The following is a 20,676-nucleotide window of genomic DNA, read 5'->3' on the forward strand; positions in this document are numbered from 1 at the left end:
GCATGCATGCGCAACGACATCCGTACACAGCAATGAGTCGCCCACTTTTGTTAGTGCGAACGCCGATGCACTAGCTAATATGGGCGACCCATGACGGTGGAGCAGGTTATCCCTTGGTCGAACCCGCAAGCAGGCCGCGTACGAAGAAGCGCTGCAGTGCGAAGAAGACCAGCAGCGGCACCAGGATCGAGATGAATGCACCAGCCGTGAGCAGGTGCCAGTCCTGCCCGCGGCTACCCGTGATCTCGGCCAGCAGCTTCGTCATCGGCGCCACTGCACCGTCGGCGAAGATGAGGGCGACCAGCAGGTCGTTCCAGACCCAGAGGAACTGGAAGATCGCGAAGGATGCCAGCGCCGGCATGGTCAGAGGCAGGATGATCCGGAAGAAGATCTGGCCGTGGCCTGCGCCATCCACTCGCGCAGCTTCGATGACCTCGGAGGGGATCTCAGAGACGAAGTTGTAGAGCAGGAAGATGGCCAGCGGAAGGGCAAACATGGTGTGCGCAATCCAGACCTGCGCGTACCCGCCACTCGCGTTCAGCGATTCGACAACCGGGAAGCCGAAGATGGTGCCCTGCGAGAAGAGCTGCAGGAGCGGCACGAGTGCCATCTGCAGCGGCACGATCTGCAACGCGAACACCGCGATGAACAGGATGTCCTTGCCGCGGAAGTCGATCCAGGCGAACGCGTAGGCAGCGAGGCTGGCGATGATCAGCGGGAGGGCTGTCGCCGGCAACGTGATCGCGATCGAGTTGATGAAAGCACCGGCCAGGTTCAGCTGGCTGTTACCCGCCTGAAGCACCTGCTCGTAGTTGTCGAGGGTGACTCCCCAGTTGGAGAACATCGTCCACCAACCGGTGGTACGCACCTCCTGGGCCGGACGGAACGACGAGACGAACAGGCCGAATGTCGGGATCGTCCAAATCACAGCGATGAGAAGCGCCGCGATGGTTGCGCCACGACTTGTCAGTCGCCTCTTCGTGTGTTTGGCGATATTGCGCTCGTTCTTGCGCTCACCCCGGCGCAGTTGCGCTTCGGTTTCAGGATCGACCGGCAGGTCGATAGGCAGCACGGCGCTCATCGGATCTCCCTCTGCTTTTTGATCTGTCTGGCGTTGTAGACCACGATCGGCATCACCAGAAGGAACAGTACAACCGCGAACGCTGCGGAGCGTCCCTGCTCAAAGTTCTTGAACTGGGTATACATCTCGTTCGCGATCACGCTGGTTTCGTTTGAACCGGCTGTCATTGTGCGCACGATGTCGAAGACCTTCAGCGAGGCGATCGAGATCGTCGTCAGCACAACGATGAGAGAGCCACGGATGCCGGGAACGATCACGTTTACGAAGCGCTGCCAGCCGTTGGTTCCATCGAGTTCGGCGGCCTCTAGCTGCTCTGCAGGAACGCCCTTGATGGCTGCGGACAGCACGACCATGGCGAAACCGGTCTGCACCCAGATCAGCACGACAATCAGGAAGAGCGTGTTCCAGGGGTCAACGGCCAGGAAGTCGACAGGAGTGCCACCCAGCCACACGACGATCTGATTCAGCAGACCGATCTGGTTCTGGTCTGCGGGACGAGCCGTGTAGACGAACCGCCAGATGATGGATGCCCCGACGAACGAGATGGCCATCGGCATGAAAACCAGAATCTTGAAGTACTTCTCGCCCCGGCTCTTGTCGATGAAGACGGCGTATGCGAGTCCGGCGATGGTGGAGACGAGTGGCGCGATAAGCACCCACACGATGGTGTTACCCACCGTGCGAACCGCTTCGGGCTGGGTGAAGACCCAGATGAAGTTGTCGAGGCCGACGAACTCAGTCCCGCGCGAGTTCTGGAAGGCCTGGAATCCGGTCTGGATCGTCGGGATGACCAGGCCGATGGCCAGGAGCAGAATGGCAGGAGACAGGAACCCGACGAGTTGGAACAGGTAACCGGCGCCCTTGCGCGAGCGATAGTCGAGGATGAAGAACAATCCACCGAGCACTGCGGCTATGGCGACGGCCCAGTCATACGAGCCGACCAAGATCAGCACAAGGGCCGGGGCTGCGATGCAGACGGCCAAACGGATGATGGTGTACATCCGACCAGAGCGGGGCGCTATTTCGACGAAGAACAAGATCGCGGCGACGACCACCACGAAGGCCAGGATGATGATGGGCACCTGGACCAGGGGCGGCATCTGGCCGAGCCAGGCGAAGAATGCTGACATAGGAACCCTTTCGAGTGCGGCAGTGAACTCTGTGGACCAGATCGGTGACCAACAGCGGTGATCATCGGTATCGCCACGTTATACCAAGAAGCAACGTGGGCTGCTTCGCAGCGCGAAGACAGCCCACGTCATTTTTGTCAGATGACCAGTGACTTAGTTAGAAGGCCAGCCGGCTTCGATGCTCGAGAGCACCTCATCCGTCGGCGTTCCGTTGATCCAGTTGACCATTCCCTTCCAGAAGGTTCCGGCTCCCACAGCGCCCGGCATCAGGTCTGATGCGTCAAAGCGGAACGTGGTCTTCGGGTCCTGGAGGATGGTGATGGCCTGCTGAAGGATCGGGCTCTGGGCGTTCTTCGGGTCGAGGCCCTTGTTGGCGCTGATCACACCGCCAAGTGAGACGCGGCTGTTCGCCCAGTCCGCACTTGACAGGTATGCCTGAACCTTCTGGGTGTCTGCGTCGTCGGAGAATGCACCGACGATCTCGCCACCACCGGTGACTGCCGAAGCGCCGGCTTCTTCACCTGGCGTGATGAAAGCCCATACGTCTGCGTCGGGTCCAACGGTTCCGCCTGCGTCAGTGATGAAGCCATCGAAGAACGATGCCTGGTGTGTCATGGCGCAGGTGCCGTCTGAGATCGGCGTTGCGACGTCTCCGAATGCGGTGCTGTTGATCGACGGTACGTCACCGAAGCCGGCGTTGACGTAAGCCGGGTTCAGCAGGAGCTCTCCGACAGAGTCGAATGCGCTCTTGATCGCCGGGTCAGTGAACGGAACCTCGTTCGTGACCCACTTGTCGTAGGTCTCAGCGCCCGACTGGCGGAGGACGAGGTCTTCAACCCAGTCGGTTCCTGGCCAACCCGTTGCATCGCCGGAGCCGAAGCCTGCACACCACGGTGCCTTGCCGGTCTTCTCCTGGATGGTCTTGGTGACGGCGACGAGGTCATCCCATGTCTCGGGAACATCTACACCCCACTCAGCGAAGTTCTTCGGGGAGTACCAGATGAAGCCCTTGACGCTTGCCATCAGCGGCGCACCGTAGAAGGTGTCGTCGACCGTGCCGTACGCCTTCCAGTCGGCTGACCAACCCTCGTCGACGTTCGCCTCGACCTCGGCCGAGGCCGGCTTGAGGTAACCGCGGGTTGCGAGGTCTGCCATCAGACCGGGCTGCGGGAAGATTGCGAGGTCGGGTGCGTTGCCGCCCTGCGCGCGGATCGAGATCTGCGCTTCGAATTCCTTGGAGGATTCGTACTTGATGTCAATGTTGTTGTCTTTTTCCCACTGAGCCCATGACTGCTCAAGCAGGTCGGCCTCGGTGTCGGCAATCGTGCCGTAGACGGTTACTTCGCCGTCTCCTGCCGCGCCAGATTTTTCGGTAGTGGCGCCAGGGCCATTTCCGCAACCGGTGAGCGCGAGTCCGATGACTGCTGCGACGGCGGTCGGGATGATGAGTCGGCGGTGCAATTTCACGCTCATTCGGTTCCTCCTCGTTGAGATTTAGAAAGCGCCTACTCGCTGCTGTGATTAACAGCAGTACGTAGCAAGCGTTTACAGACCCAACATAGGGGGGCGCGGAACATCGAGCAATAGCAGCGCCGTGAAAGCGCTCTCTGATGCTGAATCGTTATGTCGACGCCGGATGCGGCAGCGTCGTAAACCGGTCGGAATCGGTGCCTCAGGTGGCGTCTGCGACACCGATCGACTCGGCCTCTTCCAGGGCGGATACGTGCCCGATATCCGCTGCCCTCAGGTGCTTGTGGCCCACGATCACGATGAGCACAGCGATGAGAACCGAGCCTGCGGCAGCGTAATAGGGGGTCGCTGCGGTGAACGAGGCCGCGAGCAGGGTCGCTGCCGGTGGGGCTATTGCCCCGCCCAGGAACCGCACGCCTGAGTATGCAGACGAGGCAACAGGACGCGGCAAGTCCGTCGACTCCATCACGCACTCGGTCAGCACGGTGTTGAGAACGCCGAGCATCAGGCCGCCGACAACGACACAGGTAATGAGACCGACTACGGAGTTGATCAACAGTGCAGCGGCAAGCAGGTCGATCGCCAAGAGCGGCATGACGATCCAGAGCACCCGGGTGCGTGGCATCCGCGCCGTCAGAACGGGTGCGACCCACACCGAGGTGATGGCGACAGAAACACCCCAACCGAAGAAGATGAATCCCAGTGCCATCGCGGTTTCAACTCCGAGCGGAACGAGTGCAAATGGCGTGTACGCGAGGAGCACGAAGAATGCGATGTTGTAGAACAGCGCCGATGCGGCGAGGATGCCGAGTGCCGGACGGGCTAATGCGCGGAATGGCGCAGACACCGAGGTGGGTTGTGGCTTCGGTTGCCCTGCGGTCGTGGGCCCCGACTTCAGAAGAGTGATGATTGCGATGAAGCCGATGGCCATCAGGGCTGCAGTTCCGAAGAATGGGCCACGCCAGCTGATTCCACCGAGAATGCCACCGAGCAGTGGGCCGATTGCCAAACCGAGGCCGAGCGCTGCTTCGTACAGGATGATCGCTGACGACGCCCCGCCTGATGCAGCACCGACGATCGTGGCGAGTGCCGTCGAGATGAAGAGCGCGTTACCGAGGCCCCAGCCGGCACGGAACCCAATGATCGACTCGACGTCCTGCGAGAGCCCAGCGGCCAACGCAAACACGACGATGATGCCCAGGCCGATGAGCAGCGTGCGCTTGGCACCGATGCGGCTCGACAACCAGCTGGTGAAGAACATTGCGATACCGGTGATGACGAGATAGCTGGTGAACAGCATTTCGGTTTCGGTCGGAGTCGCCCCCAGCTCACCGGCGATCGCCGGCAGGATCGGATCGACGAGGCCGATTCCCATAAATGCGACGACGCACGCGAAGGCGACGGCCCACACTGCTTTCGGCTGGTGCAGGATGCTTCCAGTACCCTCTTGTGCTCTATTCACGACGTGCGGGCTACTCTCTTGTTTCTCAGTGATCAGTTGGCACTGATCAGCTCCTGGTGATTATTTCTTGACGATCAGTTCCTGGCGGTCGACGCGCTCCCGCAGGATCTCGACGGCACGGGCGATGGTGTCGGCCTCTGATTCACTGAGGTCGGCGAAAAGCGGCAGCAACGCTGTCGCAAGTTGGGAACGCCAGTGCACAAGCGCCGCAGAACCCTCTGCCGTGATGCCGATGCGACTGGCGCGCGCATCGCGTTCGTCAGGGCGGCGCTCTGCCCAGCCGCGAGCGACCAGACCATCGACCAATTTGGTCGCGGTGGGCTGGGACACCCGGCTGAGCTCAGCGAGCTCACCCAAGCGGATGGGACCGTTCGTAGAGAGCGCACTCAGTGTGCGCCAGACAGCGGGCGACTCCCCGCTTCCTGCGGCACGCGCTGCGACGCGGGTCAATCGGTGGTTCACCGAGACCAGATCACCAAGCACGGTGATGAGTGGGGTCTCTGCAACGGGGTCGGTCATAGAACGATTATACATAGCTTGGCTATATATGCGCGCTGGAGGGACGCTGGTGTAGAGCCACCTGACGGATGCCATATGACCAGGACCGAGCATCCGAGAATCCTAAAACGGGGGTTAAACGCCGAAAGGGCGTCGTCCCCGTTACGGGGAACGACGCCCACGGAACGCGGGCACCTGGGAACAGAACGTATACGTCCGGACCCAAGGAAGCCGCGATCACAGCGTGCGAGTCGCACTCATCGAATAGACGACGAGAGCGCATCACGCCTCAAGAAGAACCCCTTGCGGGGCGAGATTACTTGAGGGTAACGGTTGCGCCAGCTTCTTCGAGCGAAGCCTTTGCCTTCTCGGCAGCTTCCTTGCTTGCGCCTTCGAGGACGGCCTTGGGAGCACCGTCGACGACTGCCTTTGCTTCGCCCAGGCCGAGGCTGGTGAGCTCGCGCACAACCTTGATGACCTGGATCTTCTTGTCGCCAGCTGCTTCGAGGATGACGTCGAAAGCGGTCTGCTCTTCGACCTCTTCAGCTGCGGCGGCGGGGCCTGCAGCGGCTGCAGCAGCAACCGGAGCAGCAGCGGTGACCTCGAAGGTCTCCTCGAACGCCTTGACGAACTCGCTGAGCTCGATGAGGGTCAGACCCTTGAACTGCTCAAGCAGCTCTTCCGTTGAAAGCTTTGCCATGATTTTCTCCTTAGTTTTCGTAAATTACTCACCGCGAGACGAGGCTGATGCCTAGTTCGCGGACTCCTGCTTCTCACGCAGCGCGTCAACCGTGCGAACGGCCTTCGACAGCGGTGCGTTGAACAGATATGCGGCTCCGAACAGCGAGGCCTTGAAGGCGCCGGCAAGCTTGCCGAGCAGAACTTCACGGGACTCGAGGTCGGCGAGCTTGCCTACCTCTGCGGCGGTGAGCGGGCTACCGTCGAAGTAACCGCCCTTAACCACCAGGAGAGGGTTTGCCTTGGCAAAGGCACGCAGGGTCTTCGCTACGTTGACTGGGTCACCGTGCACGAAAGCGATAGCGGACGGGCCAACGAGCTCTTCGTCAAACGACGAAATGCCAGCGTTGTTCGCCGCGATCTTGGTGAGCGTGTTCTTTACCACGGCATACGTGGCGTCCTCACTGATTGAAACGCGCAGCTGCTTGAGCTGGGCAACAGTGAGACCGCGGTACTCGGTGAGCAGAACGGCGGTCGAGCTCTGGAATTTCTCCGTAAGCTCGGCGACCGATGCTTCCTTGTTCGCCATGGCGCTCCTCTTGTCTTGATTGAATTTGCATTCAGTGCCGGTAGCCCTGGGCTCAGACACAAAAAAAGCTCCAGCGCAAGGCCGGAGCTTGAGGAGTTCTTACGAACTACAATCACTACTTCGAATCCTGCGCGGGCCGTTCATGTACATGAACCTTCGATTGCTTCACTCATTTCTGAGCACGGCAATAACCGGCGGTCTTTGGCTTTGTTACACGCTACTCGATGCCACGATCAATGCGCAAATCGAGCTAGCGCGCGACAACCAGACATGTCGGTGTTCCGACCGACAGTGTGTCGATGATCGATGTCGGAACACCCGTCTCTGCATCGAGCGCCAGCGACACAACGGTGCTCGACCCCTGATTGGCGACGAGAATGACATTGCCCACCTGCACGTGATGGCGCGGGATGTCTCCCCCACAGTCGGCGTCGTTCACTGCCTGCAACTGCGCGCCATCGGCATAGACAGCCAGTGTCGAGATGATGTTGGAACCGCGCACGCTGACGTGGACGTGGTAACCGGCGGCATCGATCGTGATCTCGGCGGCAGAGTCACCCTCGTTGACGCCACCCACGCTCGCGGGAACGCGGTCGATGATGACGAACCCGGCACTGGCATCCGGAGCGAGTACGACGACCTCGATTGAGTACTCGGTCACGACGTAGACGTGTCCGCTCGGGTGCATGACAAGGTGGCGCGGGCCACTTCCATAGCCGAGCGGGATGTCGGCCACGGCGACGAGACCAACCCCCGGCAAAACATTCCAAATGCGAAGCAGGTCGAATCCGAGGTCTGTCGTGAGCAGAGTGCCGTTCGGCAGCACCAGGGTGGCGTGCGCCCGGGAAACGCGAGGCTCGGCATTGGGCTGCTGCGGATACGGGTCGGCCGCCGCGGGGGCCGCGATCCGGGATTTAATAGCCCCGGCCTCGTCCAGCTCGTAGTAGAGCACGTCGCCGCTTCCCCAGCAGGTGACGACAAGGAAATGGCCGGACGGGTCGACAGCGATGTGACAAGCTGCAGCGCCGGCTGGCCAGGGCTCGCCCACGGCCTCAAGGTCGGTGGCGTTGGCGGCACTGGCAGCGGCGTCGACATCCTGTACCCGATAGGCCTGCACCGTCGCCTCAAACTCGGCGACCGCGTAGAGAAGGGGAAGCGTAGGGTGCAATGCGAGGAACGAGGGCGACTCGGCTTTCGCCGCGACGCCATTCCACGCCAGGTGACCGGCCCCGGCGAGACCGAGAGACCCGATCCCCTCGCCCTCACCGGCCTGACCCGTATAGGAACCAACCCAAATCCGCTCGATGCCAGTGACCATGGGGACCCCGTTCATGAGTTTTGCGAGTATTGCGAGCTAAACGAGCTAGACAGACGTGGCTGCAGCAGCAGCGATCAGTTCGGGAATGAGGCGCTCGAGCAGGGCTGCAGTGTCTTCCCAGCCCTCGACAGCGACGCACTGGACGCCGAGCACCTTTACCGGGTAGTCATTGCCATCCGGGTCGAGGCGGTCGCCGACGAAGAGCATCTCATCAAGTGGCACGCCACTCAGCTCGGCAAGCCTCTTCATCCCGTAAGCCTTGTCGATGCCACGACGGGTGATGTCCACCGAGGTCGAGCCACCTGAACGCACCTCAAGGTCACCCAGCTGTGCCTGCACTGCTTCACGCAGCGAGTTCTTCTTGGCCCCCGTCGGATCCCACGCAACCTTGGACGCGACCGGAGCGGCCTGACCCAACGCCGAGAAGGTGATCTGCGAACCGCGGTCCTCGAGGATCGGACCCCAGGTCTCGCTCTCCCAGTAGCCGAGTGCGCGAGCGGATGACTCGACAGCGTCAAGCGCACGCGCCTTTTCGTCATCCGTCAGGTTCTGGGCGTAGATCTGCGCCCAGGCACCATCGGAGTGACGGTAGTACTGGGTGCCACAGGTGGGCATCAGATGAAGGCGAGCGAGAGCCGCGCGGTCGACATCCACCAGATTGTCAATGAGCTGCATCTGGAACTGGGCAATCTGACCACCGGAGATCACGCACACCTCTGTCACGTCGAGCAGGCGCACCAAGAGTGCCGCCATGCGCGGGTCCAGTGCCGACTTTGACGGTGCGAGAGTGTCATCAAGGTCGAAAGCAACCAGGCGGGGAATGGTCATTACGAAAGCTCTTCCTCTTACTAATAGGCGTCAGCGCCTTACTAATAGGCAACAGCGCCCCAGCCTACGGGTCAATCCCGTGTACTGCCAGAATTATAGTTGACATAGGTCTACTACTAATCTATAGTTGACATCTATCAATTATTAGCAGGAGTCAGATGTCACGCGCCGAGCGCACCACTAAAGCACCATCTCGCAAGGGCGAAAAGCCCCCCAAAAACACAGTTTCGGCTGACGGATCCATGAGCAAGCGCCAGGTCCTCGAGGCCTTGTCAGGCCTTCTCCTCGGCATGTTCGTGTCGATCCTCGCCGGCACCGTAGTGAGCACGTCAATGCCGCTCATTATCTCCGACCTTAAGGGCGACCAGTCGGCATACACCTGGGTCATCACCGCGACCCTGTTGGCAACCACCGTTTCCACACCACTGTGGGGCAAGTTCGCCGACCTCTTCAACCGCAAGCTGCTCATCCAGCTCGCACTCGTCATCTTCGTTCTGGGTTCGGCACTTGCCGGATTCTCGCAGAGCACCGACACGCTCATCGTGTTCCGTGTGATGCAGGGCCTCGGTGGTGGTGGTCTTGCTGCACTCAGCCAGATCATCATGGCTGACATCATCAGCCCGCGTGACCGTGGAAAGTACGCCGGCCTGTTCGGCGCCGTCATGGCCATCGGTACCGTCGGCGGACCGCTTCTCGGTGGCGTTGTAACCGACGCTTTCGGATGGCGCTGGAACTTCTTCATCGCACTTCCGGTCGCCATCCTCGCGATCATCATGCTGCAGCTCACCCTGCACCTGCCGAAGCACCCCAAGCGCAAGGTTCACATCGACTACCTCGGTGCTGTACTGATCGCAGGTGGCGTCTCACTGCTGCTCATCTGGGTCACGCTTGCTGGAAACCAGTTTGAGTGGGCATCGGTTCCGTCGTTCGTCATGGTCGCCGGTTCTGCACTTCTCTTGATTGCGGCCGTCATCGTTGAGTTCAAGACGCCTGAGCCGATCATTCCGCTCAGCATGTTCAAGAACCGCACGTTCACGCTTTCCGTCGTTGCCAGCATCTCGGTCGGTGTGTCAATGTTCGGCACCTCGGTCTTCCTGGCGCAGTACATGCAGCTTGCCCGTGGCGCGACCCCGACGCAGTCTGGTCTGCTCACCATCCCGATGATGGCCGGACTGCTCATCGCGTCGACCTTCTTCGGAAACCTGATCAGCCGCCGCGGCAAGTGGAAGGCGATCATGATCGTCGGTGGCGTGCTGATCGTGGCCGGTACCCTGCTGCTGAGCACCCTTGACGCCGGCACCAGCCTCGTTCTTGTTGGTATCTACATGGCTATCCTGGGCGCAGGCCTCGGCATGCTCATGCAGAACCTGGTTCTCGTCGTGCAGAACTCCATCGAGGTGAAGAACCTCGGTGTTGCAACCAGCGCTGTGACGTTCTTCCGTAGCCTCGGTGGCACCATCGGCGTCTCGGTTCTCGGCTCAGTGCTCGGTACAGTTGTCGCCCAGCAGATCAAGGACGGCATCCCCACCCTGAGCCCCGCCGACCAGGCCATTGCCGCTCAGACACTCGGAGGCGGAACCATCCCCCACGTCTCGGAGCTGCCTGCCTCGATCGCCGCAATCGTTGAGGGCGCATATGGTTCCGGCGTCGGAACCGTGTTCCTCTGGAGTGTTCCGCTTGCAATCATCACGCTCATTGCCGTGATCTTCCTGCCGAACGCCAGCCTCGGAAGCAAGACCGCCGTGCAGCTGAAGAAGGCGGCCGGCACCAAGACCGGCGCGTTCTCCATCGCAACCGGTTCGGTTGCTGCGGCATCCGCATCTGCTGCGACAGGTTCGGTGAGTACGGCCGCTACGGGCGTCAGTACCGCGACTGGTTCGGTAGCGACGCTGGAGCGCGAGATCCAGAACGCGGAAGACACGCTCATCGAGGTGAGTGCGGCATCCGTCGGGCTGACCCCCGTTGGACTGGCTCATGACTCTGGTCTGATCGACCTGGTCGACGAGACCGAGGCTGACGCACAGGCTGACTCGTCTTCGCCGGAGACACTCCGCTAATGACCATGGTCGACGAGGTCGGGACCGCCGATGCGGTGCTGGTGGTCGAAGAGCAGATGAGCATTCTCGCCGGTCAAATTCGTGCGGGTATTCGCAATGCAGCCCTGGCCGTCGACCCCGGGCTGCAGCCCTTCGGTCTGAAGTTACTCAGACTGCTCATGCGGTGCGGTCCGACTCATGCGAGTGCAGCAGCGGAATCGCTCTACGTCGACCGGAGCGTCATCAGCCGCCAGGCGAAGCAGCTTGAAGAGCTGGGCCTGATCACAATCCAGGCCGACCCTGCCGATGGACGGGCTCGTTTTCTTGAGATGACCCCGTCGGCGGCAGTACGCGTGAGTGAAGCAATCGCTTCGAATCACATCGTGCTGCACGATCGCATGAACAGTTGGACGTCAGATGAACTGCTCACGTTCGCTGACTTCATAGCCAGATTGAACGGGACAAGCGAGTAGCCCGCGACACTCGAGCGATCTGCGACCGATAGCGAACAGAGCAACTGGGAGCGACTCCTCACCGGAGTCGCTCCCAGTTGCCGTTAAGTAGGCTGAGAACATGAGCGAAAGTGCAGTACCCGATGCAACGGCCAGGGCCGAACGACGCTCGGAGAATGACGCAACAGAGCAGGCGATAGCCGAGCTCGAGGAGCAGATGGCCACGCTCGTCGGACGCGTCAGGCTGAACCTGCGCGATGCGGCTCTCGCCATCGATCCGCTCCTTCAGCCATTTGGGTTGAAAATGCTGCGGATGCTGTCGAAATCCGGCCCCATGCACTCCGGCGCGCTGGCCGACGCCCTCTTCGTCGATAAGAGCGTCATCAGCCGCCAAGCCAGGGCTCTTGAAGAGCTGGGCTTCGTTGAAACGCATCCAGACCCGCACGACGGGCGCGCTCGCATCATCGCGCTGACACCGGATGCCGGCAAGCGTATTGCTGCGGCACGCGCCAGCGACAAGGCGAACACCACGAACAAGCTCAGGCAGTGGCCCGTGGAAGACCTCAAGCAGTTCGCCGACTACATCGGCCGGTTGAACGCGGGCTGAGCTCTGCGTTCGCGGCGGGTTGCTGCACGTTGCTGCTCGTTGCTGCTCGTTGCTGCTCGTTGCTGCTCGCTGGCGCTGCGGATCACTGCGGGTCGCTGCACGATGGCGCCGCGGATCACTGCGGGTCGCTGCACGATGGCGCCGTCGCTGGGACGCGCTTCGAATACAGGACGTGCGGCGTAGGAGAGCGGGTTCCATCCTGTATTCGAGGACATCGGGCAGATCTGTCCTGTTTTCGCAACAGCGCGCAGACCTGTTCTGAGCTCGGCCAGACGGATGCCGTTCGGCGCCGGCGGACGCGACTCAGACGACCTGCGGCATCCGCCCGCTGTCGGAATCCGCTCGCAGTCAGAATGCGCCCGGTCGGAATCCGCCCGCTGCAGTATTCACTCCGCTCGCTGGCGCGCACAAGAACACGGGGCGCGCGAAATATCGCGCGCCCAGCCCACAACCTCGCGCCCGATTGCAACCAGTAGTCCGTGTGACCAGGGCCGCGTGGCCAGGCCCGCGTGACCAGGGCCGCGTGACCAGGGCCGAGTGGCCAGGCACCCGCGTGACCCGCAGCAGTTCTCCGAGCACATCCGCCGGTTGAACACGGGCCAAGGCTGCCCGCTGGTGCGGCGCCGCGCAGCGAATACAGGACGAACAAACCGCCCCAGAGAGCGGGTTCCATCCTGTATTCGCCGACATCCGCTCGATCTGTCCTGTTTTCGCGACAGCGCGCTTCGCTAAGCGATCGGCAGCTCGACCCTGAACTGGGTCATGCCCGGTTCACTCTGCACCGTGACCCGCCCATGGTGCGCCGTTACCACGGCCTGCACGATGGCGAGGCCGAGCCCGGTGCTTCCGGTGCTCGCCCCGCGATAACGCGATGTGTCACCGCGGGCGAAGCGCTCGAACAGGCTCGGCTTGAGCTCTGTGGGGATGCCTGGGCCGTCATCCGTCACTGTGATGATCGCCCTGTCGTCTTCCGTCGACAGCGCTGCCGTGACAGTCGTGCCGGCCGGCGTGTGCACACGGGCGTTGGCGAGCAAGTTGGTGAGCACCTGGTGCAGTTTGGCTGAGTCGCCGACGATCTCGATCGGCTCTTCTGGCAGGTCGAGATCCCAGCTGTGATCGGGTCCTGCGGCGTGGGCATCGCTCACCGCATCGATGAGCAGCAGCGTGAGGTCGACCGGGTCGCGTTCGAGTTCGCGACCCTCGTCAAGCCTGGCCAGCAACAACAGGTCTTCAACGAGGCCTGTCATGCGTACTGACTCTGACTCGATCCGATCAAGCGCGTGCACGGCGTCGGCCGGGAGATCCTCGCCGGTGCGACGGGTCAGCTCTGAGTAGCCGCGAATCGAGGCGAGCGGAGTGCGCAGCTCGTGGCTGGCATCCGCGACGAACTGACGCACCTTGCGCTCACTGGCATGCCGGGTTTCGAGTGCGACGTCGACGTGATCGAGCATGCGGTTGAGTGCGGCTCCGACCCGACCGACTTCGGTGCGCGGGTCGGCATCCTCTTCCTTGACGCGCTCGACCAACTCGACCTCGCCTTTGTCGAGCGGCAGCTCGGCCACGCGGGTCGCCGTCTCAGTCACCCGGGTCAACGGGCGCAGTGCGAGCCTGACGATCCAGGCGGCAAGCAGGGCAACGACCAGGAGACCGGCCATAGAAACCAGTGTGATGATTGTGCCCAGCTGACCGACAGTACCGTTCACACTGGCAAGCGGCAGGCCGATGATGTAAGCGTTGCCGAACGGCGTCACGCCGACGATGACGCGATAGTCGCCGAGGCTTCCGCCGAAATCAACGCTGACCGGATGCTGGGTGCTGGCCTTCGCGATGAGCAGGTTGATCTCGTCGGCGGTGAGATTCTGGATTGTCCCCGCGTTGTCGGTGTATCCGGCAGTGACTGTCGCACCATCGAAGACCAGGGCCAGGGTTCCCGGCTGTTGGGCCGGACCATTCAGGATGTCGTCGGCCGATGCCGACGAGACGATCTCGTTCGACCCAGGAGTGCCGTGCACCCGGCCGTCGAGCACGACCTGCGAGCGGTCGCTTGCCGAGACGAGTTGCGCATCGAGGCCGTCGAGCAGCGATGCCCGCAGGATCGTCACGCTCACCGCGCCGATCGCGAGACTGACCAGAGCGAGCAGCGCTACGACGGCGACGACTAGGCGTCGACGCAGGGTCCACGGAGCGCGCCTCGTCTTGGTCTTGGGGCGACCGGGCGGAGGCGGAGGCTGCGTCGCTGAGATGTAACCGGATGCGGGAGCGGCAGGGTCCGCGGGAGCGGCAGGGTCGGCAGGGTCCGCAGCACCGGCAGGCTCGACGGCATCCGTCGTTGCGGTGGCATCCGTCGGCTCAGGTACGCCCGCCGGCTGAACGCCATCCGTCACGCCGTTGTCCCCTGCGTTGTTCGGGGTCACACCGTAGCTTTCAACATGTAGCCGGCACCACGCACGGTGTGGATCATGGGCTCGCGGCCCGCGTCGATCTTCTTGCGCAGGTAGGAGATGTAGATCTCGACGACCGATGATTTTCCACCGAAGTCGTAGCTCCAGACGCGATCGAGAATCTGGGCCTTGCTGAGCACCCGGCGCGGATTGCGCATCAGGAAGCGCAACAGTTCGAACTCGGTGGCGGTGAGCTCGATCGGTTCGCCTGCCCTGGATACCTCGTAGCTGTCTTCATCGAGGGTCAGATCACCGACGGTGATGATGGGATCGGCTGCGTCGGCGACGGCCATCGTCGACCGACGGATGAGTCCACGCAGACGCGCAACGACCTCTTCGAGACTGAACGGCTTGGTCACATAGTCGTCACCACCTGCAGTGAGCCCTGCGATGCGGTCATCGAGCGAATCCTTGGCAGTGAGGAAGAGGACGGGGGTCTCCTGGCCGTCTGCCCGCACGCGCTGCAGTACTTCAAGACCGTCGATGTCGGGGAGCATGATGTCGAGCACGATGGCATCCGGTCGGAACTCGCGTGCAGCCTTCAGCGCGTGCTGCCCGTCGGCTGCGGTGCGGATCTCCCAACCCTCGTAGCGCAGGGCCATGGAGAGCAGATCGCGCAGTGTCGCCTCGTCGTCGACGACGAGCACGCGTACTGCGCTGCCATCGGCTTTTGTCAGCTTGGGGGCGTGGCCGGGGCGGGATGCAGCTCGAGTTGTCATGGTTCAAGTATCTGGATATTCCTATGAAATTGCTTTAAGCAATCTCTGTGCGGGCTGTGGGAAATGAGAGGCCATCATGATCGACATCCTGACCCTTGGTCAACTCATAGGGATTGGCAAGTACCCCCATAATCCGCGCGTCTAGCGTCGCTCCCGACCGACTCATCCGGTCGATTCACTCACAGTTGGAGCGCCATGTTCACCACTTATCTCAGGCGGGAGCTCGCGGGTCGCCGCAAGCAAACCGCCATCGTCGCGATCGGCATGGCCCTTGCCATTGCCCTCGTCATCATCGTCAACGCAGTGTCGGGCGGCGTGCAGGCGGCTCAAGCGAAAGTGCTCGAGTCGGTCTATGGCGTCGGCACCGACATCACGGTGTCACAGACACCGACGGCAGCAACTGACGGAGGCGGGGGCGGTGACGGCGGCCCCCAGCAATTCGACTTCGGGGCAGCGGATGGCGCAACCACGGACGGAACGACGACCGTGAACCAGTCGAGGCTCAGCGTCGCCAGGGGAACCGAGACTTTCGATTCCGCCGCCCTCGCTACGATTCAGGGCCTCGACAACGTCGCAGGCGCCGCAGCGACGTTGTCGCTCAGTAACACCACATTCAATGGCGAGCTGCCGGACTTCACGCAGGGTCAGCAGGGTGCAGCACTGGGTGCCGATCAGAGTTCGGGGCAGACTCCCCCGACCGGTGGCCCCGATGGCGCCGGCGGCAGTTCGTTCGACGTCGATTCGTTCACCGTTCTCGGGCTCGACCCTTCGCAGGATGCCGTCGGGCCGCTCTCGGCCGTCACCCTCACCGACGGACGCACGCTGACCAGCGATGACGTCTCGGCCAATGTCGCAGTTCTCGACGCCAGCTACGCCACAACGGCCTCGCTTGCCGTGGGCGACACCATCGCACTCGCCGGTACCGACTTCAGCATCGTCGGGCTCGTCTCGGCCAGCTCATCGTCAGCGGCGACCGCCTCCAACGTCTACATCCCGCTTGAGGTCGCCCAATCGCTCTCGACTCTGAGCGGCCAGGTGTCCGACATCTACGTGCAGGCTGCCTCGTCGACCGACATCAGCTCGGTGCAGTCAGCAATCGAAACCGCACTGCCGGATGCCACGGTAAAGACCCAGGCCGACCTCGCATCCAGCGTCTCCGGTTCGCTCTCCAGCGCCTCTGATCTGGTGAAGAACCTCGGTCTCTGGCTCTCGCTCATCGTGCTGGCTGCCGCGTTCCTGATCGCCATCCTGTTCACCATTTCAGGTGTCACCCGCCGCACCCGTGAATTCGGCACCCTCAAGGCGATCGGCTGGTCGAACCGGCGCATCGTCGGCCAGGTCGCCGGCGAATCGCTCGTGCAAGGACTGATCGGTGGTGTCGCCGGTATCGCCATCGGTCTTGTCGGCATCCTGATCATCAACCTCGCAGCCCCCACGCTGACGGCTGGCACAGCCGTTGCGGCCGAGGCGGGCGGTCCTGGCGGAGCGGGCGGCCCCGGCGGCGGCGGTGGCTTCGGCCAGGCCGCCGCGACCGCAGCCACGTCTGACATCACGCTCACCGCACCGATCACGGTGTCGGTCATCCTGATCGCCGTCGGGCTTGCGGTTGTCGGTGGGCTCCTCGCCGGCGCGATCGGTGGATGGCGCGCCGCGCGACTGCGCCCGGCTGAGGCGCTGCGCAGTGTCGGCTAGGGCTGGCGCACCGGGCGACAGCTCGTTGGTCGGTACTCCTGGCGGTCAGCCCTCCGGGTCGACCTCCGGTTCGCCCTTCAGGCTGCGCTTACGCGGCATCCGCTGCACTGCAGCTCTCTCCCGCACTTCGTATCAACGTCAAGGAGCACAACACAATGTATGAGCTGACCAACGTAACCAAGAGTTACGACCAGGGAAAGCGCACGGTCACTGCGCTGAAAGATGTGACTCTCTCGATTCCGGATGGGCAGATGGTCGCGATTCAGGGACCGACAGGCGGCGGCAAGTCGACGCTGTTGCAGATGCTCGGCGCGCTCGACCGGGCGACCGAGGGCACCGTCGAACTGGGAACGGCGAACCTGTCGAAGCTCGGCGACCAGAAGCTCGGCGAAATTCGGGCCAAGGAGATCGGCTTCGTGTTTCAGAGCTTCAACCTGATCCCCACGCTCACTGCGCAGGAGAACGTCGAGACGGCACTCGCGCCGCTCGGGGTGAGCAACGAGGAACGCAAGGCGCGTGCGGCCGCAGCGCTGAAATCCGTCGGTCTCGGCGAGCGGGGAACTCACCTGCCCTCCGAACTATCGGGTGGCCAGCAGCAGCGGGTCGCAATCGCCAGGGCAATAGTCAAGGAGCCAACGGTGCTGCTCGCCGATGAACCGACCGGCGCCCTCGATGAGGACACTCGCGACGAGATCATGGAGCTGCTCGAGTTCCAGTGGCGCGAGCGGGGCCTGACGTTGATCGTCGTCACGCACGACTCGGCAGTTGCTCGGCGCGCCCAGCGCCGCCTGCACATCAAGCACGGTGCGGTGAGGGAGCTCGTCTAGGGCTTGTTCGGGCGGCCCTCCGGCCTCCCGAACAAGGGTCGCCTCTACCCCCATGGGTCGCCCATTTTTGCTAGTCGGTGCGGCTGCGCACGAGCAAGAGTGGGCGACCCCAGCCCCAGCCCCAGCCCCAGCCCCAGCTTCGCTACACGCGCTCCCAGATCGCGGCGAGCCCCTGCCCGCCACCGATACACATGGTCTGCAGCAGGTAACGACCGTTGTCGCGGCGCAGCTGCCTGGCACCGGTCGCCAGCATGCGCGCCCCCGTTGCGCCGACCGGATGCCCGAGCGAGATGCCAGAACCGTTCACGTTGGTGCGGTCCCAGTCGGATGCCGTGAAGCCCCACTCCCGACTGACGGCCAGCACCTGGGCAGCGAACGCTTCGTTCAGTTCGATGAGGTCCATGTCGGCCATTGTGAGCCCCGCGCGTTCAAGCGCCTTGGCCGAGGCGGGGACAGGGCCGATGCCCATCCGCGACGGCTCGACGCCGGCCCGCGCCCACGACACCAGACGCACAAGCGGGGTGAGGCCGAGTTCGGCTGCTCGCTCTGGCGTTGTCACGATGCAAGCGGCGGCCGCGTCGTTCTGACCGCTGGCGTTGCCGGCGGTGACAGTGGATGCGGCATCCGCCTTGAGCAGGATTGGGCGGAGGGCCCCGAGCGCCTCCAGCGAGGTTTCACGGGGGGCCTCGTCGGTGTCGACGACAAGCATCTGCCCCTTGCGGCCCGGCACGGATACCGGCACGATCTCGTCGACGAAACGCCCCTCGGCCACTGCACGCAATGCGCGTTCCTGGGAGCGGAGAGCGAGTTCGTCCTGCTCCTCACGGGTAATCGAGTAGTCGCGGCGCAGGTTCTCTGCGGTTTCAAGCATGCCGCCTGGCACCGGATAGTTCCTGCCGCCGGCTGTCTCGCGGCCGCGGCCGAGGGCATCCCGTAGCAGGAGCCCGGCTCCCCCGCCGATGCCCCAGCGGGAATCGACGGTATAGAAGGGAGCCTGGCTCATCGAGTCAACACCGCCAGCGATGGCGACGTCGCTGATGTTGGTCTGCACCTGCATCGCAGCGTCGAGCACAGCCTGCAGGCCTGATCCGCAACGGCGGTCGACCTGAAGGCCACCCACCGTCACCGGCAGGCCGGCATCCAGAGCGGCAACCCGTCCGATGGGCGGAGCCTCGGCCGTCGGGTAGCCCTGACCAAAGATGACGTCATCGACGACCGAGCCGTCGATGCCGGTGCGCTCCACGAGTGCCCTGATCACCGTCGATGCCAGGTCGGCGGGAGCAACTCCTTTGAGGATGCCGCCGAAGCGGCCGATTGGCGTGCGCAGCGGCTCGCAGATCACCACATCCCTCACGAGGGAACGCTCTCAGAAAGCAGGGTGCGGATGATGCTCGGTGGCTCAGGCACGATGAGGGGTGCCCCTGTGGCATCCTGCACCTCGTCGACGGTGAGGCCAGGCGCGATCTCACGCAGCACGAGTCCCTCTGCCGTGACGTCGATGACGGCCAGATCGGTGATGATCCGCGTGACGACACGCTTGCCGGTGAGAGGCAGCGTGCACTCAGTGACGATCTTGTGCTCGCCGGTCTTGGTGGTGTGTTCCATCACGACGATCACGTTGTCGGCACCGTGTACGAGGTCCATGGCGCCGCCCATGCCCTTGATCATCTTGCCCGGCACCGCCCAGTTGGCGATGTCGCCGGCCACCGATACCTGCATGGCGCCGAGCACCGCGTCGTTGATGAGCCCGCCGCGGATCATGCCGAAGCTCGCCGCCGAGTCAAAGTACGCCGCACCGGGGTTAACAGTGATTGTCTCCTTGCCCGCGTTGATCAGCTTGGGGTCAGCCTCGCCCTCCCACGGGTACGGGCCGACGCCGAGCACACCATTTTCGGAGTGCAGAATCACCTGCACTCCCTCTGGCAGAAAGTTCGGGATGAGCGTCGGCAAACCGATGCCGAGGTTGACGTAGCTGCCGTCGGTGAGCTCCTGGGCAGCCCTGGCCGCCATTTCATTTCTGCTGAGCACCATGTCAGTTGCCTTCCTGGGCGGCGGATGCAGCATCCGCTCCCCCGTCCGGCCGCGGCCGGGTCGTCGTCTTCTCGATGGGTAGATCGGATGCTTCGTCGTGCGTCAGCTGGATGATGCGGTTCACGTAGATGCCCGGCAGGTGGATCTCGTCGGGGTCGAGCTCGCCCGGTTCGACGAGCTCGTCGACCTCGGCGATGGTGATGCGCCCGGCCATCCCGGCCGAGGGGTTGAAGTTGCGCGCCGACTTCTCGAAAACGAGGTTGCCATGCCGGTCGCCACGGGCGGCGCGGATCAGCGCGAAATCGGTGACGATTGCCTCTTCAAGCACGTACTCGCGTTTCTTGCCGAGCCCTGAAAACATCCGGGTCTCCTTGGGTAGCGACTGCACGACCACCTCGCCGTCTGGACCGTAGCGCCAGGGCAGACCGCCGTCGGCGACCATTGTGCCGACGCCACTCGCCGTATAGAACGCTGGGATGCCACTGCCACCGGCACGCATCCGCTCGGCAAGTGTGCCCTGAGGAGTGAGCTCGACTTCGAGTTCACCGCCGAGATACCGGCGCGCGAAGTCCTTGTTCTCACCGATGTATGAGGCTGTGACGCGGCTGATGCGACCGGCAGCCAGCAGTTCGCCGAGGCCCCATCCGTCGATACCGCAGTTGTTGGAGACGACACGGAGGTCGTTGGTTCCCTGTTCGAGAAGCGCGCGGATCAGCACAATCGGCACACCAACCAGCCCGAAGCCACCGACGGCCATCGAACTGCTGTCGGTGATGTCGGCGACGGCTGCCGCTGCCGAGGGATATGTCTTGTCCAT

The 20,676-nt window shown here is 63.0% G+C and carries 20 protein-coding genes; 5 read left to right on the plus strand and 15 right to left on the minus strand.

Annotated elements, in window-relative coordinates:
* Positions 1-106 precede the first annotated feature (106 nt).
* The 9 genes from ACMT3I_RS10085 to ACMT3I_RS10125 form a co-directional block, all read right to left on the minus strand.
* Entirely contained in the window at positions 107-1,081 is a 975-nt protein-coding gene (locus ACMT3I_RS10085) for a carbohydrate ABC transporter permease (protein ID WP_414804355.1), read from the minus strand.
* Entirely contained in the window at positions 1,078-2,211 is a 1,134-nt protein-coding gene (locus tag ACMT3I_RS10090) for a carbohydrate ABC transporter permease (RefSeq protein WP_414804356.1), read from the minus strand. Before ACMT3I_RS10090 ends, ACMT3I_RS10085 begins: the two co-directional genes overlap by 4 nt.
* Positions 2,212-2,364: 153 nt before the next feature.
* Positions 2,365-3,684 carry an ABC transporter substrate-binding protein gene (locus ACMT3I_RS10095; RefSeq protein ID WP_414804357.1) on the minus strand — a complete coding sequence of 440 codons (1,320 nt, stop codon included), beginning with the start codon at positions 3,682-3,684 and terminating at the stop codon, positions 2,365-2,367.
* A gap of 199 nt (positions 3,685-3,883) precedes the next feature.
* On the minus strand, positions 3,884-5,143 hold the full coding sequence (locus ACMT3I_RS10100; RefSeq protein ID WP_414804358.1) for an MFS transporter: 1,260 nt from the start codon (positions 5,141-5,143) through the stop codon (positions 3,884-3,886).
* A 60-nt stretch (positions 5,144-5,203) separates the two neighbouring features.
* Positions 5,204-5,662: a MarR family winged helix-turn-helix transcriptional regulator gene (locus ACMT3I_RS10105; protein WP_414804359.1), complete on the minus strand. Its 459-nt coding sequence runs from the start codon at positions 5,660-5,662 to the stop codon at positions 5,204-5,206.
* 295 nt (positions 5,663-5,957) lie between these two features.
* The gene (rplL, locus tag ACMT3I_RS10110) at positions 5,958-6,341 is read right to left on the minus strand and encodes a 50S ribosomal protein L7/L12 (RefSeq protein WP_414804360.1); all 384 of its coding nucleotides are present in this window, start codon (positions 6,339-6,341) and stop codon (positions 5,958-5,960) included.
* Positions 6,342-6,392: 51 nt separating this feature from the next.
* Entirely contained in the window at positions 6,393-6,908 is a 516-nt protein-coding gene (gene rplJ, locus ACMT3I_RS10115; protein ID WP_414804361.1) for a 50S ribosomal protein L10, read from the minus strand.
* Positions 6,909-7,158: 250 nt separating this feature from the next.
* Positions 7,159-8,226, minus strand: coding sequence for a lactonase family protein (locus ACMT3I_RS10120; protein ID WP_414804362.1), 1,068 nt, complete (start codon positions 8,224-8,226; stop codon positions 7,159-7,161).
* Positions 8,227-8,271: 45 nt separating this feature from the next.
* A complete protein-coding gene (locus tag ACMT3I_RS10125) occupies positions 8,272-9,054 on the minus strand; it encodes an HAD-IIB family hydrolase (RefSeq protein WP_414804363.1) in 783 nt (260 codons plus the stop codon).
* Between the two features lie 242 nt (positions 9,055-9,296).
* Between ACMT3I_RS10125 and ACMT3I_RS10130 the strand changes: the two genes are divergently transcribed.
* From ACMT3I_RS10130 to ACMT3I_RS10140, 3 genes are all read left to right on the plus strand, one after another.
* Positions 9,297-11,111, plus strand: coding sequence for an MDR family MFS transporter (locus ACMT3I_RS10130; protein WP_414804364.1), 1,815 nt, complete (start codon positions 9,297-9,299; stop codon positions 11,109-11,111).
* Positions 11,111-11,563, plus strand: coding sequence for a MarR family winged helix-turn-helix transcriptional regulator (locus ACMT3I_RS10135; RefSeq protein ID WP_414804365.1), 453 nt, complete (start codon positions 11,111-11,113; stop codon positions 11,561-11,563). Before ACMT3I_RS10130 ends, ACMT3I_RS10135 begins: the two co-directional genes overlap by 1 nt.
* 100 nt (positions 11,564-11,663) lie before the next feature.
* Positions 11,664-12,149, plus strand: coding sequence for a MarR family winged helix-turn-helix transcriptional regulator (locus ACMT3I_RS10140; RefSeq protein ID WP_414804366.1), 486 nt, complete (start codon positions 11,664-11,666; stop codon positions 12,147-12,149).
* Here the strand turns inward: ACMT3I_RS10140 and ACMT3I_RS10145 are convergent.
* The 3 genes from ACMT3I_RS10145 to ACMT3I_RS10155 all read right to left on the minus strand — a co-directional run bounded on the left by ACMT3I_RS10145 (position 12,122) and on the right by ACMT3I_RS10155 (position 15,309).
* The gene (locus tag ACMT3I_RS10145; RefSeq protein ID WP_414804367.1) at positions 12,122-12,364 is read right to left on the minus strand and encodes a hypothetical protein; all 243 of its coding nucleotides are present in this window, start codon (positions 12,362-12,364) and stop codon (positions 12,122-12,124) included. The two genes, ACMT3I_RS10140 and ACMT3I_RS10145, sit on opposite strands and share 28 nt — an antisense overlap.
* A gap of 513 nt (positions 12,365-12,877) precedes the next feature.
* Positions 12,878-14,563, minus strand: a complete 1,686-nt coding sequence (locus tag ACMT3I_RS10150) for an ATP-binding protein (protein ID WP_414804368.1) — start codon at positions 14,561-14,563, stop codon at positions 12,878-12,880.
* Entirely contained in the window at positions 14,560-15,309 is a 750-nt protein-coding gene (locus ACMT3I_RS10155; RefSeq protein WP_414804369.1) for a response regulator transcription factor, read from the minus strand. Before ACMT3I_RS10155 ends, ACMT3I_RS10150 begins: the two co-directional genes overlap by 4 nt.
* A 195-nt stretch (positions 15,310-15,504) precedes the next feature.
* On the opposite strand from ACMT3I_RS10155, the gene ACMT3I_RS10160 reads away from it, so the two are divergent.
* The gene (locus tag ACMT3I_RS10160; RefSeq protein WP_414804370.1) at positions 15,505-17,001 is read left to right on the plus strand and encodes an ABC transporter permease; all 1,497 of its coding nucleotides are present in this window, start codon (positions 15,505-15,507) and stop codon (positions 16,999-17,001) included.
* A gap of 155 nt (positions 17,002-17,156) precedes the next feature.
* Positions 17,157-17,828 carry an ABC transporter ATP-binding protein gene (locus ACMT3I_RS10165; RefSeq protein ID WP_414804371.1) on the plus strand — a complete coding sequence of 224 codons (672 nt, stop codon included), beginning with the start codon at positions 17,157-17,159 and terminating at the stop codon, positions 17,826-17,828.
* A 142-nt stretch (positions 17,829-17,970) separates the two neighbouring features.
* Here the strand turns inward: ACMT3I_RS10165 and ACMT3I_RS10170 are convergent, their stop codons facing one another.
* From ACMT3I_RS10170 to ACMT3I_RS10180, 3 genes are read right to left on the minus strand one after another with little or no spacing between them, the layout of a single operon-like run.
* Positions 17,971-19,182: an acetyl-CoA C-acetyltransferase gene (locus ACMT3I_RS10170; protein ID WP_414804372.1), complete on the minus strand. Its 1,212-nt coding sequence runs from the start codon at positions 19,180-19,182 to the stop codon at positions 17,971-17,973.
* Positions 19,179-19,859 (minus strand): CoA transferase subunit B, encoded by a 681-nt coding sequence (locus ACMT3I_RS10175; protein WP_414804373.1) that lies wholly within the window; start codon positions 19,857-19,859, stop codon positions 19,179-19,181. The genes ACMT3I_RS10170 and ACMT3I_RS10175 overlap by 4 nt, the downstream gene beginning before the upstream one ends.
* Position 19,860: 1 nt before the next feature.
* Positions 19,861-20,676: a CoA transferase subunit A gene (locus ACMT3I_RS10180; protein ID WP_414804374.1), complete on the minus strand. Its 816-nt coding sequence runs from the start codon at positions 20,674-20,676 to the stop codon at positions 19,861-19,863.

This window comes from Leifsonia sp. A12D58 (assembly GCF_047530025.1).
Taxonomy (GTDB): domain Bacteria; phylum Actinomycetota; class Actinomycetes; order Actinomycetales; family Microbacteriaceae; genus Cryobacterium.

What these genes read in the sequence shown, in the direction of transcription:
- ACMT3I_RS10085 (WP_414804355.1), bottom strand. Translation starts at nt 1,081, where the DNA reads ATGAGCGCCGTGCTGCCTATCGACCTGCCGGTCGATCCTGAAACCGAA.
- ACMT3I_RS10090 (WP_414804356.1), bottom strand. Translation starts at nt 2,211, where the DNA reads ATGTCAGCATTCTTCGCCTGGCTCGGCCAGATGCCGCCCCTGGTCCAG.
- ACMT3I_RS10095 (WP_414804357.1), bottom strand. Translation starts at nt 3,684, where the DNA reads ATGAGCGTGAAATTGCACCGCCGACTCATCATCCCGACCGCCGTCGCA.
- ACMT3I_RS10105 (WP_414804359.1), bottom strand. Translation starts at nt 5,662, where the DNA reads ATGACCGACCCCGTTGCAGAGACCCCACTCATCACCGTGCTTGGTGAT.
- rplL (WP_414804360.1), bottom strand. Translation starts at nt 6,341, where the DNA reads ATGGCAAAGCTTTCAACGGAAGAGCTGCTTGAGCAGTTCAAGGGTCTG.
- rplJ (WP_414804361.1), bottom strand. Translation starts at nt 6,908, where the DNA reads ATGGCGAACAAGGAAGCATCGGTCGCCGAGCTTACGGAGAAATTCCAG.
- ACMT3I_RS10120 (WP_414804362.1), bottom strand. Translation starts at nt 8,226, where the DNA reads ATGGTCACTGGCATCGAGCGGATTTGGGTTGGTTCCTATACGGGTCAG.
- ACMT3I_RS10125 (WP_414804363.1), bottom strand. Translation starts at nt 9,054, where the DNA reads ATGACCATTCCCCGCCTGGTTGCTTTCGACCTTGATGACACTCTCGCA.
- ACMT3I_RS10130 (WP_414804364.1), top strand. Translation starts at nt 9,297, where the DNA reads ATGAGCAAGCGCCAGGTCCTCGAGGCCTTGTCAGGCCTTCTCCTCGGC.
- ACMT3I_RS10135 (WP_414804365.1), top strand. Translation starts at nt 11,111, where the DNA reads ATGACCATGGTCGACGAGGTCGGGACCGCCGATGCGGTGCTGGTGGTC.
- ACMT3I_RS10140 (WP_414804366.1), top strand. Translation starts at nt 11,664, where the DNA reads ATGAGCGAAAGTGCAGTACCCGATGCAACGGCCAGGGCCGAACGACGC.
- ACMT3I_RS10145 (WP_414804367.1), bottom strand. Translation starts at nt 12,364, where the DNA reads ATGTCCTCGAATACAGGATGGAACCCGCTCTCCTACGCCGCACGTCCT.
- ACMT3I_RS10155 (WP_414804369.1), bottom strand. Translation starts at nt 15,309, where the DNA reads ATGACAACTCGAGCTGCATCCCGCCCCGGCCACGCCCCCAAGCTGACA.
- ACMT3I_RS10160 (WP_414804370.1), top strand. Translation starts at nt 15,505, where the DNA reads ATGTTCACCACTTATCTCAGGCGGGAGCTCGCGGGTCGCCGCAAGCAA.
- ACMT3I_RS10165 (WP_414804371.1), top strand. Translation starts at nt 17,157, where the DNA reads ATGTATGAGCTGACCAACGTAACCAAGAGTTACGACCAGGGAAAGCGC.
- ACMT3I_RS10175 (WP_414804373.1), bottom strand. Translation starts at nt 19,859, where the DNA reads ATGGTGCTCAGCAGAAATGAAATGGCGGCCAGGGCTGCCCAGGAGCTC.
- ACMT3I_RS10180 (WP_414804374.1), bottom strand. Translation starts at nt 20,676, where the DNA reads ATGGACAAGACATATCCCTCGGCAGCGGCAGCCGTCGCCGACATCACC.